This window comes from Pseudomonas putida (genome assembly GCF_026625125.1).
Taxonomy (GTDB): domain Bacteria; phylum Pseudomonadota; class Gammaproteobacteria; order Pseudomonadales; family Pseudomonadaceae; genus Aquipseudomonas; species Aquipseudomonas putida_X.
This window is the reverse complement of the sequence record NZ_CP113097.1, coordinates 3,187,125-3,202,219: the sequence shown is the minus strand read 5'-3', so window position 1 is coordinate 3,202,219 and position 15,095 is coordinate 3,187,125. Positions and strand designations below refer to the sequence as shown.

The 15,095-nt window shown below is 64.1% G+C and carries 14 protein-coding genes; 8 read left to right on the top strand and 6 right to left on the bottom strand.

Going from position 1 to position 15,095, the window contains the following annotated elements:
* Positions 1-314 precede the first annotated feature (314 nt).
* Both OSW16_RS14760 and OSW16_RS14755 read left to right on the top strand, forming a co-directional pair.
* Positions 315-635: a hypothetical protein gene (locus OSW16_RS14760; protein WP_012314688.1), complete on the top strand. Its 321-nt coding sequence runs from the start codon at positions 315-317 to the stop codon at positions 633-635.
* A 135-nt stretch (positions 636-770) separates the two neighbouring features.
* On the top strand, positions 771-1,586 hold the full coding sequence (locus tag OSW16_RS14755) for a substrate-binding periplasmic protein (RefSeq protein ID WP_267816270.1): 816 nt from the start codon (positions 771-773) through the stop codon (positions 1,584-1,586).
* Between the two features lie 48 nt (positions 1,587-1,634).
* Here OSW16_RS14755 and OSW16_RS14750 read toward each other — a convergent pair whose 3' ends face one another.
* The 4 genes from OSW16_RS14750 to OSW16_RS14735 are packed head-to-tail and all read right to left on the bottom strand — an operon-like array spanning position 1,635 to position 6,731.
* The gene (locus OSW16_RS14750) at positions 1,635-2,648 is read right to left on the bottom strand and encodes an XdhC family protein (RefSeq protein WP_267816268.1); all 1,014 of its coding nucleotides are present in this window, start codon (positions 2,646-2,648) and stop codon (positions 1,635-1,637) included.
* Positions 2,649-2,661: 13 nt separating this feature from the next.
* A complete protein-coding gene (locus OSW16_RS14745; protein ID WP_267816266.1) occupies positions 2,662-4,008 on the bottom strand; it encodes a c-type cytochrome in 1,347 nt (448 codons plus the stop codon).
* A gap of 18 nt (positions 4,009-4,026) precedes the next feature.
* Complete coding sequence (locus tag OSW16_RS14740) at positions 4,027-6,276, bottom strand: xanthine dehydrogenase family protein molybdopterin-binding subunit (protein WP_267816264.1); 2,250 nt, start codon at positions 6,274-6,276, stop codon at positions 4,027-4,029.
* Entirely contained in the window at positions 6,276-6,731 is a 456-nt protein-coding gene (locus OSW16_RS14735) for a (2Fe-2S)-binding protein (protein ID WP_267816262.1), read from the bottom strand. Before OSW16_RS14735 ends, OSW16_RS14740 begins: the two co-directional genes overlap by 1 nt.
* Before the next feature lie 259 nt (positions 6,732-6,990).
* Here OSW16_RS14735 and OSW16_RS14730 point away from each other — a divergent pair, with 259 nt between their 5' ends.
* Positions 6,991-9,177 (top strand): OsmC domain/YcaO domain-containing protein, encoded by a 2,187-nt coding sequence (locus OSW16_RS14730; RefSeq protein ID WP_267816260.1) that lies wholly within the window; start codon positions 6,991-6,993, stop codon positions 9,175-9,177.
* 39 nt (positions 9,178-9,216) lie between these two features.
* Here OSW16_RS14730 and OSW16_RS14725 read toward each other — a convergent pair whose 3' ends face one another.
* Positions 9,217-9,516, bottom strand: coding sequence for a hypothetical protein (locus OSW16_RS14725; RefSeq protein ID WP_267816258.1), 300 nt, complete (start codon positions 9,514-9,516; stop codon positions 9,217-9,219).
* Between the two features lie 176 nt (positions 9,517-9,692).
* Here OSW16_RS14725 and OSW16_RS14720 point away from each other — a divergent pair, with 176 nt between their 5' ends.
* The 4 genes from OSW16_RS14720 to OSW16_RS14705 all read left to right on the top strand — a co-directional run bounded on the left by OSW16_RS14720 (position 9,693) and on the right by OSW16_RS14705 (position 12,744).
* Positions 9,693-10,121 (top strand): DUF2231 domain-containing protein, encoded by a 429-nt coding sequence (locus OSW16_RS14720; RefSeq protein ID WP_174141128.1) that lies wholly within the window; start codon positions 9,693-9,695, stop codon positions 10,119-10,121.
* Positions 10,118-11,410, top strand: coding sequence for a PQQ-dependent sugar dehydrogenase (locus tag OSW16_RS14715; protein WP_267816254.1), 1,293 nt, complete (start codon positions 10,118-10,120; stop codon positions 11,408-11,410). The genes OSW16_RS14720 and OSW16_RS14715 overlap by 4 nt, the downstream gene beginning before the upstream one ends.
* 75 nt (positions 11,411-11,485) lie before the next feature.
* Entirely contained in the window at positions 11,486-12,064 is a 579-nt protein-coding gene (locus OSW16_RS14710; protein WP_267816252.1) for a hypothetical protein, read from the top strand.
* 161 nt (positions 12,065-12,225) lie between these two features.
* Entirely contained in the window at positions 12,226-12,744 is a 519-nt protein-coding gene (locus OSW16_RS14705) for a DMT family transporter (protein WP_267816250.1), read from the top strand.
* Here the strand turns inward: OSW16_RS14705 and OSW16_RS14700 are convergent, their stop codons facing one another.
* Complete coding sequence (locus OSW16_RS14700) at positions 12,745-13,653, bottom strand: LysR family transcriptional regulator (RefSeq protein ID WP_267816248.1); 909 nt, start codon at positions 13,651-13,653, stop codon at positions 12,745-12,747.
* Positions 13,654-13,820: 167 nt separating this feature from the next.
* Here OSW16_RS14700 and OSW16_RS14695 point away from each other — a divergent pair, with 167 nt between their 5' ends.
* A complete protein-coding gene (locus OSW16_RS14695; RefSeq protein ID WP_267816246.1) occupies positions 13,821-15,035 on the top strand; it encodes a YeeE/YedE family protein in 1,215 nt (404 codons plus the stop codon).
* Positions 15,036-15,095 lie beyond the last annotated feature (60 nt).

Genomic DNA, 15,095 nt, shown 5'->3' with positions numbered 1-15,095 from the left:
TTCGGTTCTCCACCGATTGCAGGGGAGGCCGGTGGTGTGTAGCTAGCGCTGCGGGTGCAAGCCATAGGCTGTTGCCACCCACCCGGTGGCCCGGACCTCGCCGAAGGTATGTCGGGCTGGGGTTGGAAAGGGGCCGGCAGTCGCCCCCGACGGCGACAACCAACCGGACGGCGCACACCGCTAGGGCGATGGCCCTCACCTATGGTATACAACCCATAACACCACACCACCATCACCTGGCGCCTGGAAGCGTTCTGGGTTGGTCGGTGACTTTCCTGCAACTGCTCCTTTTATAGAGAAACGGAGATTCGAAGATGACCGCCACCGACCGTCTGAGCCTGCTTCAGTATGAGCACCTGGGCCTGGACGATGTAGCCGCCGCTGAATTCAAGGTCGCTCTGGGTGAACTGCGCAAGTTGGCACTGGGTGACCGCTACGAACACCACGCCGCGCTCCATCTGGGCGATATCGCCGAAGCCGAAAACCGTCAGCAACTGGACCAGACGAAAAACTGGGGCATAGGCTTCCTGCAGGGGCTGACCTGCGCGCAGACGCTCACCGAAGAGCAAGTCAGGGCACTGCGCGGCGTGTTCCAGGCGGCGGCCAAGCGGTCTTTGGCGCGCATGCCCGGATAAATTTCTGGCAGCCAGCTGATTCTCGTCCAGAATCTTTAGAGCATGCGGGCAGCAGTACAGCAGACGTGCGCAGGATGTGGCAGCCTTTCGCGACCACGGCTGGCCGCCTAAGGCCCCAAGCACCGAGGGTTGTAGATGGTCGAGCGGTGGTCCGGTCGGTCTTTGCTGCTTTGGCTTTTCTTTTTTCTGCTGCCTCAGGCCTGGGCAGCGGAGGATGCGTGTCGGCAACTGACCGCCACCGGCAATCCGGAATACCCCCCTTACCTGTGGCGCGACCCGACCAACCCCCAACGACTGATCGGGGCCAACGCCGACCTGCTTGATCACCTGGGCCGGGCGCTCGGGCTGGAAATGCAGGTGGTCTACGGTGGGCCCTGGTCGCGGGCCCAGGAAGAGGTGCGCAAAGGCCGTATCGATTTGATGGCCGGTTACTTCCTGACCCAGGCGCGTCAGCAGGAGGTAGACTTCATCAGCCCGCCATTCCTGCATACCCCAAGCGTTGTCTGGGTGCGCCAGGACGCGGCCTTTGCTTACCGTGGCTGGTCAGACTTGAAGGGGCGCAAGGGCGGCACCCTGGTCAGCAACAGTCATGGCCAGGCGTTCGATGACTATGCCAGGGCCAACCTCACCCTCGAAGCGGTTCCCAGCGCCAGGCAGGCGTTCGAGAAGCTGCTGCACAAGCGTAACGACTACCTGATCTATGAGCAGTACCCCGGTATGGCGATGGCGCGGACGCTGGGTATGGAGACGCAGCTGAAGGTGCTTGACCCGCCGGTTTCCAGTGAGGGTTTGTACCTGGCGCTGTCCCACGCCTCGCCGTGCAACCAGCCCAGGCTGCGTGAGCGCCTGGCGCAGAAAATGAAGGAAATCGTCGCTGGCCCGCTGCCTGGGCAGCTACTGGCGAAGAACCTCGAGCGTTGGAAACAGCAGCAAGCGGGCGGGCCGCACTGAGGCGGCGTGCGCGCGGCGGCGGTGTTCAGTGATGGGCGCACGTTGATATCATGCACTGGCTTCCCGAGCCCGCTTGGCCGTGGTCACATTGGCCGCGCTGGGCAAGGCCACGCCGTTCTTGATGGCCAGCACCTCGGCCATGACGCTGACCGCGATCTCTGCAGGGGTCTTGCTACCGATGTAGATGCCGATTGGGCCATGCAGGCGTTTGAGTGAGGCCTGGGTCTGGCCGAAATGCTCGACCAGGCGTTCGCGGCGCAGCTGGCTGTTACGCCGCGAGCCGATCACACCGATGTAGAAGGCTGGGCTGTGCAAGGCTTCGAGCAGGGCCAGGTCGTCCAGCTTGGGGTCATGGCTAAGGCCAATGATGCAACTGCGCAGGTCCGGGGCAAAGGCCCTGACCATGTCGTCCGGCATGCCGACCAGCTTCTCCACGCCCGCGACATTCCAGCCATCCATGTATTCACGGCGAGGGTCACAGACGGCCACCTTGAAGCCATTGAACAGCGCCATGGTCGCCAGGTATTCGGCCAGTGCCCCGGCACCGATCAGCAGCATGCGGTAGCCGGGGCCCAGGGTATTGACCATTCGCTGGCCATCGAAGCTGAACTGCTCTGGCGCATACGTGGTGGTCAGGCTTGTGTCACCGGTGCCAAGGTCCAGCTGGCGACGGACCAGGTTGCCAGCGTCCAGTTGCGCCAGAAGCTGCTCAAGGCAGGGCAACGAAGGGTTGAATTCGAGTATCAGCTCCAGGGTCCCGCCGCAGGGCAGGCCAAAGCGATGGGCCTCGTCGGCACTGACGCCGTAACGCACCACGCGCGGCAGCCCTTGCGGCATGCCCTCGCCGTTGTAGGCGGTGGTGTAGCGGTGCACCAGGTCATCCTCGATGCAGCCACCGGAAACGCTGCCAATGACCCTGCCATCGCCACGCAGGGCCATCATCGAACCCACCGGCCTGGGCGATGAGCCCCAGGTACGGGCGACGGTTGCCAGCAGCACCCGTTCGCCTGCCTTGAGCCAGTCACAGGTGGTGCGCAGGACCAGCAGGTCGATGCTTTCCATTGACGGTTATTCCTCAGCGCATGTGCAAGATGATCGGGCTGCTGCTCGCCGGGTCGGTATCCCCGCGCAGCTTGCTGACGGCCTGCGCATCGACCGCACCGCCGTGGTTGCCCCAGGTACCGCGGACGAAGCTCAGTACATCGGCGATCTCCTGGTCCGACAATTGCTCGCGGAACGCCGGCATGCGGTAGGCATCCGGCAGCCCTGCGGCGACGATGCGTTGCGAGCCATTGAGGGTGATGTTGATCGCCGACGCATCTTCCTTCGCCAGCGACGAGGTGGCCCCCGCCAGCGGCGGCATCCATTCTGCCTGGCCCTTGCCGTCCAAGCCGTGGCAGGTGGCGCAGCGGGTCACGTAGGTGTGGGCGCCCGGGCTGTTCAGGCGTTCGCCGGCAGACACCGCCTGGTATTGCCACGGCGCGCCGTCACGTTGTGGGTCGCCCGGCAACGATTTGAGGTAGCGGGCGATCGCTGCCAGGTCGTCATCGCTCATGAACTGGGTGGAATTGTTGAACGCCTCGGTCATCGAGCCATAGACCACCGCATGCTGATTGCGCCCGTGTTTGAGGAACTGCACGATCTGCGCCTCGCTCCAGCGGCCCAGGCCAGTATTGTGGTCGTTACGCAGGCTGGGTGCGTACCAGCCATCGAGCAGCGCACCGGCCAGGAACGGCTTGCCCTCTTCATCCAGGGCTTTTTCGTTGAAGGCCAGGCCCCGCGGGGTATGGCAACTGCCACAGTGGCCGGGCCCCTGAACGATGTAGGCACCTCGGTTCCACACCGCGTCCTGCGTCGGTTTGACCGCGTAAGGTTGGTCTGCTGCGAACAGGCCGTTCCACAGCGCGATCGGCCAGCGCATGTTCAACGGCCACGGGATATCGCTGGGGATGTTCGCCTGCTGTGCAGGCTGCACACCTTTCATGAAGAAGGCATACAGGGCCCGCACATCATCATCACTGAGCTTGGCATACGAAGGGTAGGGCATGGCCGGGTACAGCCGCCGGCCGCCCGGCGCGACGCCGTGACGCACGGCGCGGTCGAAGTCGGCGAGGCTGTAATTGCCGATGCCCGTCGCGGGGTCGGGCGTCACGTTGGTGGCGTGTATCGCCCCCAGTGGTGTGGCCATTTCCAGCCCACCGGCAAACGGCTTGCCGTCGGGCAGGCTGTGGCAGGCGACGCAGTCGCTGAGCCTGGCCACGTACTCACCACGGCTGACCAGCGCCGGGTCGAAGCTGGTGCTCTGTTCGGTGACGAAGGGCGAAGCGGGCTCACGGGTGACATACCAGGCCAGCAGGCCGGCGGCGACCAGGCACGGCAGCGCCAGCCAGCCTGCGGTTCTTGCGAATCGACTGTGGGTCATGGGGCGTTCCTTGTCCGGTCAGCTGAAGGTATGGCGGCTCATGGGCAGGCTGCGGATGCGCTGGCCGGTAAGCTGCGCCACCGCGTTGGCCACTGCTGGCGCCACCGCAGGCAACGGCGGCTCGCCAATGCCCCCCATCTTCGCGCCGCTTTCGACAATGCGCACATGTACCCGGGCCATGCGCGAGGCAGGCAGGATCGGATACAGGTCGTAGTTGCGCGCACGCGGCTTGCCATCGATGAACACCGCTTCCTCGACCAGCGTCTGCGACAGGCCGAGTGCCACGGCGCCGTTGACCTGGGCTTCGATGATCGCCGGGTTGACGATGCTGCCAGGGTCGATCGCCTGCCAGATATCGTGGACCTTGACCTGGCCATCTTCGATCGACACTTCAGCGATCACGGCAGCTTCCGAGCCGAATGGCGAGGCCATGGCCACACCTCGTGCCCGCTTGCTGCCGTCTTCAGCGGTGAACGGCCCGCGCTTCCAGCCACCGGACAATTCACCCACCGCTTGCAGCAGGTTGGTCAGGCGAGGGTTGTCGCGCAGCAGGTGCAGGCGCAACTCGAAGGGGTCCTTGCCGCCCTTGTCGGCCAGTTCGTCCAGGAAGGACTCATAGAAGAAGTCGTTCAGCGAGTTGCCCACCGAGCGCCAGTAACCCAGCATCGCCGGGCCCTTGACGTAGATCTGTGCAATGCGCTTGTTGGCGATGGCGTAGGATTTACCCGACAGCCCTTCGAGCGCCGTTGGGTCGATCTTCTCGCCTTGCTTGCCTGCCAGGGCCTCGGTCGGGCCCTCTGTGGCACTCACCGCTTCGATGGCCACTGGCAGGCCATCGGCATCCAGCCCTGCGCGGAACTTGACCACCGCCACCGGTCGCAGCACATCGCGCAGGAATTCTTCCTCGCGGCTCCAGATCAGCTTGACCGGGCGGCCGACGGCCTTGGCCAGCAAGATGGCCTGCGGGTACGGGTTGGCCGAGTCATACAGGAAGTGGCGACCGAAGAACCCACCCAGAAGCGGGGAGTGCAAGGTGATCTTTGCAGGGTCCAGGCCGGTGCGTTTGGCGATGTCGTCACGGAACATGTCCGGCGCCTGGTTGGGCAGCCAGACCTCCAGTGAACCGTCGGGGTTGTAGCGCGCCAGTGCGGACGGCGGCTCCAACTGGGCGTGGTTGAGGTACTGATTGTGGTAGGTGGCCTCGACCTTGGTCTTGGCGTTGCCGAGTGCCGCGGCCAGATCGCCCTCGCTTTCGTCGTCGCGGGCCGGGCCAGTCTGGGCGGCCAGGTGCTCGCGCCAGGCATCGCTGGAAAAGTCGGCGGGCATGGCGCGTACCGTGCTGTCGGCGCCGGGTTCCTGCCAGTCCACCTGGACCGCTTCGACCGCACGCTTGGCGTGCCACCAGCGTTCGGCCACCACGGCAACGGCGCCTGGCAACTGATGCACCGAATGCACGCCTTTCATGGCCTTGACCTGCTCTTCGTTGCGCAGGCGGCCCACGGTCATGCCCAGGCGCGGGGCATGCTGCACAGCGGCGTGGAGCATCCCCTCGAGCTTGATGTCGATGGTGTAAAGCGCTTTGCCGGTGGATTTGTCGTAGGCATCGACGCGCGCCACCGGCTTGCCGATCCAGCGGAACTGGCTGGGGTCGCGCAGCGTGATGCCGGCCGGGTCCGGTACCGGCAGGTCCATGGCCCGTTCAGCCAGTTCGCCATAGCCCAGCGCACGGCCCGAGGCAGCGTGCAGCACTTTGCCAGGCTCGGTGGACAGCTCGCTCACCGGTACGCCCCATTGTTCTGCTGCGGCCTGCAGCAGCATGGCCCGGGCGAGGGCGCCGAGGCGGCGCATGGTCGGGTAGCTCATGCGCACCGACATGCTGCCGCCGGTGATCCGCATGCCGTTTTCCATCACGACGTAGGCTTCGCCCGGCGGGGCACTGTCGACCACGAATGTGGCAGGGTCCGCGTCCAGTTCTTCGCCGACGATCTGCGCCATGGCGGTATAGGTGCCTTGGCCGCCTTCGATGAACGGGCAGAGCAGGCGTACCGTGCCGTCCTGGCGGATTTCCAGGAATGCAGGTACCTGGGTGCCGCGCTCCTGGGCGGCGGCCGTCGCCGCCTGGACCCGGCTGGTGCCCAGCGGCAGCCCGAAGCCCAGGACCAGCGCGCCTACGGCGGTACTGGCGAGAAAACGCCGACGCGACAAGTTGACCGTTGCCCCTGGCGGTAGGTCGAGCAGCGCTGCAGGGGTACCGACAGGCGTATTCATCAGGCCTTCTCCCCTTGGGCAAGTTCGTGCACGGCGGCATGGATGGCGTTGTACGTGCCGCAGCGGCACAGGTTGACCATCGCCGCGTCGATTTGCGCATCGCTCGGTCTCGGGGTGTGCTTGAGCAGCGCGGTGGCCGCCATCACTTGCCCGGACTGGCAGTAACCGCATTGGGCCACCTGGTGCTCGACCCATGCCGCCACTACGCGCTTGCCCACCGCATCGGCCTCGATGGCTTCGATGGTGGTCACTTCACGCCCGACCACGCCGGCCACCGGCGTGACACAGGCCCGTACCACATTGCCGTCCACCAGCACCGAACAGGCGCCGCACTGTGCCAGGCCGCAGCCATACTTGGTGCCGGTCAGGCCGAGGTCGTCGCGGATCACCCACAGCAACGGCGTGTCGGCGTCAGCCTCGACCTGGTAGGTCTTCTGGTTGATTCGAAGTTCCATGGCTCACCTGCTGATCATCGGTTGTCATTGTGTTGTCGTGCAGGGAATACGTTGCTCCCCAATCCGCAAACGCTAGCACAGCGGTGTGTGCGGCGGCCTGCCGTTTACCGAAGGTTCAGAGAATCAGGCAAGCAATCCGTTGAAATGCGCAATCGTGTGCGGTCGCGGTCAGGTGCGCAGACAAACAGGACTTCCAGCCGAAAAAACCGGATAATGCCGGCCAATTTCGTTTTGCACGTTCAAATCACGGTGTTCCCGCATGGAAATCAAGGTCAACTTTCTCGACAACCTTCGTCTTGAAGCCAAATTCGACGACTTCACGGTGATCGCCGACCAGCCGATTCGCTACAAAGGCGATGGCTCGGCCCCGGGGCCGTTCGACTATTTCCTTGCCTCATCGGCCCTGTGCGCCGCCTATTTCGTCAAGCTGTACTGCCAGACCCGGGGCATCCCTACCGAAAACATCCGCCTGTCGCAGAACAACATCGTCGACCCTGAGAACCGCTACAACCAGATCTTCAAGATCCAGGTCGAGTTGCCGGAAGACATCTCCGAGAAGGACCGCCAGGGCATTCTGCGTTCCATCGACCGCTGCACGGTCAAGAAAGTGGTGCAGACCGGCCCTGAGTTCATCATCGAGCAGGTCGACAACCTCGATGCCGACGCCCAGGGCCTGCTCATGCCGGTCGCCGACACCACCACCTACATCGCCGGCAAGGACCTGCCGCTGGAGCAGACCATCGCCAACATGTCGGGCCTGCTCGCCGGGCTGGGCATGAAGATCGAGATCGCCTCCTGGCGCAACATCGTGCCCAACGTGTGGTCGCTGCACGTGCGCGATGCGCAGTCGCCGATGTGCTTCACCAACGGCAAGGGCTCGACCAAAGAGGCCGCCCTGGCCTCGGCGCTGGGTGAATTCATCGAGCGTTTGAACTGCAACTTCTTCTATAACGACCAGTTCTGGGGCGAGGACATCGCCAACGCGCCGTTCGTGCATTACCCCAACGAGCAGTGGTTCAAACCCGGCCCCAAGGACGCGCTGCCAGGTGAGATCCTCGACCCATACTGCCTGCAGATCTACAACCCGGACGGCGAGCTGCGTGGTTCGCACCTGTATGACACCAACTCGGGCAATACCGAGCGTGGCATCTGTTCGCTGCCGTTCGTGCGCCAGTCCGACGGCCAGGTGGTGTACTTCCCGTCCAACCTGATCGAGAACCTGTTCCTCAGCAACGGCATGAGCGCCGGCAACACCCTGGCCGAAGCCCAGGTGCAGTGCCTGTCGGAGATCTTCGAGCGGGCGGTGAAGCGTGAAATCCTCGAGGGCGAGCTGTGCCTGCCGGATGTGCCGCAGGCGGTGCTGGCCAAGTACCCAGGGATCGTCGCGGGCATCCAGGGGCTTGAGGAGCAGGGCTTCCCAGTGTTGGTCAAGGACGCGTCGCTGGGCGGTGAATTCCCGGTCATGTGCGTGACCTTGATGAACCCGCGTACCGGCGGCGTGTTCGCCTCGTTCGGCGCCCATCCAAGCCTGGAAGTGGCGTTGGAGCGCAGCCTTACCGAACTGCTGCAGGGCCGCAGTTTCGAGGGGCTCAACGACTTGCCGCAGCCGACCTTCGAAAGCCACGCGCTGACCGAGCCAAACAACTTCGTCGAGCACTTCATCGACTCCAGTGGCGTGGTGTCGTGGCGCTTCTTCAGCGCCAAGGCCGATTTCGAGTTCGTCGAGTGGGACTTCTCCGGCCAGGGTGAAGATTCCAACGCCCAGGAATCCGCGACCCTGTTCGCCATTCTCGAGGGCATGGGCAAAGAGGTGTACATGGCGGTGTACGACAACCTCGGCGTCAACGCCTGCCGCATCCTGGTACCGGGTTACTCGGAGATCTACCCGGTCGAGGACCTGATCTGGGACAACACCAATCGTGCCCTGGGTTTCCGTGCCGACATTCTCAACCTGCATAGCCTGGACAACCGGGCGCTGCGCGCGCTACTCAAGCGCCTGGACAACTGTGAGGTGGACGACTACACCACCATCACCACGCTGATCGGGGTCGAGTTCGATGACAACACGGTGTGGGGGCAGTTGACCATCCTTGAGTTGAAGCTGCTGATTTGCCTGGCGTTGAAGCGTTTCGAGGACGCCAAGGAGCTGGTCGAGGCGTTCCTGCAGTTCAACGACAACACTGTCGAGCGCGGTTTGTTCTACCAGGCACTGAATGTGGTGCTGGAAGTGGTGCTCGATGACGAGCTGGAAATGGAGGACTACGAGGCCAACTTCCGCCGGATGTTCGGCAACCCGCGCATGGATGCCGTGCTGGGTTCGGTGGACGGTAGCGTGCGCTTCCATGGTTTGACCCCCACCAGCATGAAGCTGGAAGGGCTGGACCGCCATCTGCGCCTGATCGAGAGCTACAAGAAACTGCATGCCGCCCGGGCCAAGGCGGTGTGACAAGGCTCTAGCCGCGCGACCTGCCGCGTTGCGCCTGTGCTAGTTCTTGCACTTGGCCATGACCACCTGGCAGGTCTTGGGCGTTCCGCCGGACCTGCCGGCGTAGCGGATGCAATTGTTCATCGACTTGTGTCGGGCCATGCTCAAGGTATCGCCCCACGCCAGGCCGCCTTCTCCCAGGGTGGGCACGGCCTTGGCGAAACAGTTCGAGCCCAAGGCCGCTGTCGGGTAGCGAGCCTGGCTCTGTTTGTTCGAACATCCGCCCGCCAGCGTAAGGCTCAGGCCAAGCAGGGCATGTGCGGCCCACAACGCATACGGTCGTGCTGTATCAGCGCTCATGCCATTTGCCTCATGTGGTAAGGGGTGAAATCTTTCAGGATGTTTCTATCAAGCCAAGCGGTGAACTAACCGGACGTCAAGGTGATCCTTTGCTAAGCGCACCCCGCGCACGCCTGACGGACCGGGCCCTCGCGCCTGTCCGCCAGCCCTGGTCACTGACTGAGTAAGGAGGCGCCGTGACCGCTACCGAGCAAACCCTCTACCGCTGCACGCCCAGCCCGTTGCATGCAATCCTGCTGGCCGGCACGGTGCCGTTGTTTCTTGGCGCATTGCTGAGTGACATAGCCTATTTCAAGAGCTACCAGATCCAGTGGAGTAACTTCGCCTCCTGGTTGATTGCCGGCGGCCTGCTGTTCTGTGGCCTGACGTTGCTGTTCGCGCTGGCCAACCTGGTGCGCGCCGAGCGCAAGGGCGGGCGGCCGACGCTGTACTTTCTGCTGTTGCTGGTGACTTGGGTACTGGGCCTGATCAATGCGTTCGAGCACGCCAAGGATGCCTGGGCAGTGATGCCTGCGGGCCTGGTGTTGTCTCTGATCGTCACCGTGCTGGCCTGCGTGGCGGCCTGGCTGGGCATGAGCAACCTGCGTTCGGGAGGTGCGGCATGAAACCTTTGCATGCATTGCCTGTTTTAAGTGTAGCGCTGCTGTTGAGCGCCTGCGGTGGCGACGGCGAGGCGACCCAGGCCCTGGGCCCCGACCCGAAACTGCCAGCGCCTGAGCGTGGCCTGCTGCCGAGCATGAAGATCGCCGAGCCGGCACACTGGGGCGAGCAGAAGCCGACCGTGCCTGAGGGTTACAGCATCACCGCCATCGCCACTGACCTGAAAATCCCGCGCCAGAGCCTGGTACTGCCCAATGGTGACATCCTGGTGGCCGAAGGCCGTGGCGGCAGTGCAGCCAAGCTCAAGCCCAAGGACGTCATCGCCAGCCAGATCAAGGCCAAGGGCAATACGCAGGTCAAGGGTGGCAACCGCCTGACACTGCTGCGGGACGCCGACGGCGATGGCACCTACGAGGTGCAGACAGTATTTGCCGAGAACCTCAACGCGCCGTATGGCCTAGCGTTTGCCGACGGCAAGCTGTACGTGGCCAACCAGGACGCTCTGGTGCGTTTCGACTACCAGGACGGCCAGACCAAGGCCGCTAGCCCGCCGACCAAGGTCACCGACCTGCCGGCCGAGATCAATCACCACTGGACCAAGGCGCTGACCATCAGCCCCGATGGCCGTTATCTGTATGTCGGTATCGGGTCGAACAGCAATATCACCGAGCGGGGCATGGAAGCGGAGATCGACCGCGCCATGGTCTGGCAGGTCGACGCAGCCACCGGCGCCCACAAACCCTACGCCACCGGCTTGCGCAACCCAACGGCGCTGGCCATCCAGCCTGGCAGCGGGCAGCTGTGGACCGTGGTCAACGAGCGCGATGAACTCGGCCCGGACCTGGTGCCGGACTATCTCACCTCGGTGCGTGAAGGTGGCTTCTATGGCTGGCCCTACAGCTACTGGGGGCAGAATGTCGATGAGCGGGTCAAACCGCAGAACCCCGACAAGGTGGCCGCCGCGATCAAGCCCGATTACAGCCTCGGTTCGCATGTGGCCGCGCTGGGCGTGGACTTTTCCATACCGGCCATGGGCGAGCGCTTTGCCGACGGGGTGTTCGTGGGCGAGCACGGCAGTTGGAACCGGCCAAACCCTGTGGGCTACAAAGTGATCTTCGTCCCGTTCAGCAATGGCAAGCCTGCCGGCGAACCGATCGACTTCGCCACCGGCTTCCGGGCCGAGGACGGCAAGACCCGCGGCCGGCCGGTCGGGGTGACGGTCGATCCACGGGGTGCGCTGATCATCGCGGACGACCTGGCCAATACCGTCTGGCGGGTCACGCGCAATCGGTAAGTCCAGCTATGGTGTAGGAGCGGCGCGTGAAGCGTTCACGCGCCAATCTTGTGTCGACTACAAGGAAGCAGGCCTATGAATGCTCTTTGCACACTCGCTCGCGCCGTTGCGCTTGCCACGCTCGTGGGTACCGCCAGTTTAACGGTGCAGGCTGCCGATATACCGATCGCCAGTGAAGCACTGGAAAGCCATGTGACCACACAGGTCACGGCCATAGACCAGGCCAACCGGCAGGTGACCGTCAAAGGCCCGGACGACAAGGACGTGACGTTCCAGCTCAGCGAAAACGCCAAGGCGCTGCCCAACCTCAAAGTCGGTGACCAGGTCGATATCTACGTGACCCGTGCAGTGGCCTATGTGCTGAACACTGAGGTGGGCGGGGCGCCCAAAGCCAGCGATGAGTCGGGAACCATCCGCGCCACCATGGCCAACCCCAACCCGGGCGGTGAGGCATTCCGCCAGGTGCGGGTAACGTCGCAGATCAAGAAGATCGACCTCAAGACCCATGAGGTGAGCCTGCTACCGCCGCAAGGCAAGTTGCAGGTGGTCAAGGTCGAGGACCCTGAACTGCAGGCACGCATGAAAAACCTCAAGGTCGACCAGACGGTCGATGCGATCTACACCGAAGTACTTCGGGTCGAGACATCCCGCTGACCTATCGCCGGCCCAGGCAGGGCGAGCCTAGCACCGGGCCGGCATCATTGATCGGTATCCATCATCCATGTGGCGAATAACCTGAGTGCAGGATTTCGATTTCCATAACGCCGGTCGATTTGCAGATGATGTACCAACCCTGTCTTCAGAAGAGTACATCCATGCCTAACAAGGCCCTGCTTATCGCTTTCCTTCCCTTGCTGTTGGCGCTGCTCGCCGGGGTCGTGCTGCCCTACCAGGCCGCCAGCAACGCTGCCGTCGGCCGTGCGCTCGGGCACTGGCTTTGGGGCGCCTTCACGTCATTGACGGTCAGTTCGGTGGTGGTCATCGCGGCCTTGCTGATCCTGCGGGTACCGCTGCCCGACCTGGGCAAGGCAGTGCAAGGCCCATGGTGGCTGTGGATCGGCGGCGTGCTTGGCGCCCTGTACGTCGCCGCTGCCGCCGCCTTGACCCCCAAGCTCGGCGCCGCAGGCTTTCTGGTGCTGGTGGTGGCCGGGCAGATCCTCACGTCGGTGATTGTCGACCATTTCGGCCTGATGGGCGTTGCCAGCAAACCGGTGAGCCTGCCTAGGCTTGCGGGGGTGGTGCTGATCCTGGTTGGGGTGTTCCTGGTGCAGAGCACCTGGGCCGCCAGCCCTGCGTCTGCCGCAACGGCCAGCGTCAAACAGCCCGAAGGATGATCAGCGGCCGGGCTGGCAACAGGTCCAGACCGTCTCCCGCAACCAGCGATGCCCTGGATCGCTGTCTTTTCGAGTGTGCCAGGCCTGTTGATAGGCCAGGTTCGGGATTGGCAAGGGGGGGGCGAACTGGCGCAGGGCCTTGTGTGGCCGCATCGGGCCCACTGCGCGCTTGGCCACGGTGAGGATCAGGTCAGTGCCGGCGAGCACGTCGACGGCGGCGCTCCAGTGCGGCAGCGCCAAGGCGATGCGCCGGCGCAGGCCCCGTTCACCCAGTGCGCGCTCGATCTCGTCGTGGGCGTCCGGGCGCATGGCCATGAGCACGTGCGGCCGTGCCAGCCAGTCCTCCAGCGCAAGGCCGCCTTTGCCCGGCAATACCTGCCGGTCGGCAATGCTGACGAAGCTGTCCTCGAACAGTGTTTGCGCGGTAATGCCTTGGGGCAGTTCGGGGAAGATGCCCAAGGCGAGGTCGAGTTCGCCATCAAGCAACTGCGCCATCATCGCCTCGCGGCTGGCCTGGCTGATGGCCAGGTCCACGCCCGGTGCTGCCTGACGCAGGTGGCGGACCAAGGGCGGCAGGATGAGCCGTGAGGCGTAATCGGACAACGACAGGCGGAACCTGCGCTGGGCCTGAGCGGGGTCGAAGCGTGGTGTGGCCAGCAGGCTGTTGAGGCTGCCCAACGCGTCCTGCAAGGGTTTGATGAGGGACTGGGCGCGTGCGGTCAGGGCCATGTGACCGTTCTGGCGGATCAGCAGTGGGTCGTCGAAATGCGCGCGCAGTTGTGCCAGTGCATGGCTGACTGCCGGTTGGCTACGGTGCAGGCGGATGGCAGCGCGTGTCACGTGTTTTTCGCTCAGCAGTGCGTGCAGGGCCAGCAGCAGGTTAAGGTCGATCTTGCGCAGTTCATCCATGGTGCGAATGGCCAGTGGGGTATTTGGGGGCTTCGTATCAGCCTAACAGATGTGCACAGGCCTGAGCGGTTAGGCCCCGCTGGCAGCGATAAACGCCAGCCAAAGCAGCATCGAGCAATCTCCGGCGCTATAATCGCCGCCCGTTTTACAGTAATCCGAGCATTCCAATGGGTCTTTCCGCAACCGTCACACCCGAACCGCGCCGTCTGCGCGCCCCCCTGATTGCCTTGGCCCTGCTGCTGGCCGGTGCCTGGTTCCTCAACCTCAATGCCGGTTTCAAGCAGGTCTTGCTGCTGATCCTTGGCGCCGCCCTGGGGCTGACGCTTTACCACGCAGCGTTCGGCTTCACGTCGGCCTGGCGCGTATTCATCACCGAACGACGAGGTGCCGGCCTGCGTGCGCAGATGGTCATGTTGGCCCTGGCCGTACTGTTGTTCTTCCCGGCATTGGCGGCTGGCAGCCTGTTTGGCAACCCGGTCACCGGGCTGGTGGCGCCAGCCGGGGTGTCTGTGGTGTTTGGCGCTTTCATCTTCGGCATCGGCATGCAACTGGGCGGCGGGTGTGCCTCGGGCACGCTGTTCACCGTTGGTGGCGGCAACGCCAGAATGCTGGTGACGCTGCTGTTCTTCATCATTGGCTCGGTCACGGCCACGCACCATGCCGACTGGTGGTTCGCCTTGCCATCGTTGCCGGCCACCTCGATCGTCCAGGCCTGGGGCGTCGCGCCGGCGCTACTGGTCAGCGTGGCGGTATTCGCGCTGATCGCCTGGGCGACGGTGGTACTGGAAAAACGCCGCCATGGCGCCCTCGAAGCACCTGTAAGCAGTGAGCACCAAGGCCTGCGCCGCTTCCTGCGTGGCCCGTGGCCGTTGCTGTGGGGTGCTGTGGCCCTGGCCTTGCTGAACTACGCCACGCTGGCCCTGGCAGGCCGCCCGTGGGGCATTACCTCCGCTTTTGCCTTGTGGGGCGCCAAGACCCTTTCCAGCCTTGGGGTGGACGTCGGCAGTTGGGTGTTCTGGCAGGCCCCGGCCAACGCCAAGGCGCTGGCAGCGCCGCTGTGGCAAGACGTGACCACCGTCATGGACCTTGGCATCGTGTTGGGTGCGCTGCTGGCGGCTGGCCTGGCAGGGCGTTTTGCGCCGAGCCTGAACATCCCGCTGCGCTCGCTGATCGCCGCAGTGCTCGGTGGCCTGCTGCTCGGCTACGGTTCGCGTCTGGCCTACGGCTGCAACATTGGCGCGTACTTCAGCGGCATCGCCTCGGGTAGCGTGCATGGCTGGCTGTGGCTGGTCGCGGCCTACACCGGGAACATGATTGGCGTGCGCCTGCGCCCGTTCTTCTTTGCCGGTGAGCGCCGGCCAGCGGCGCTGACGGGTTGTTGAAAACAGTGTGGCCCTGGTCGCCGGCATTTGGCGGCCGGGATCTGTCTGGTTCGACCTTCA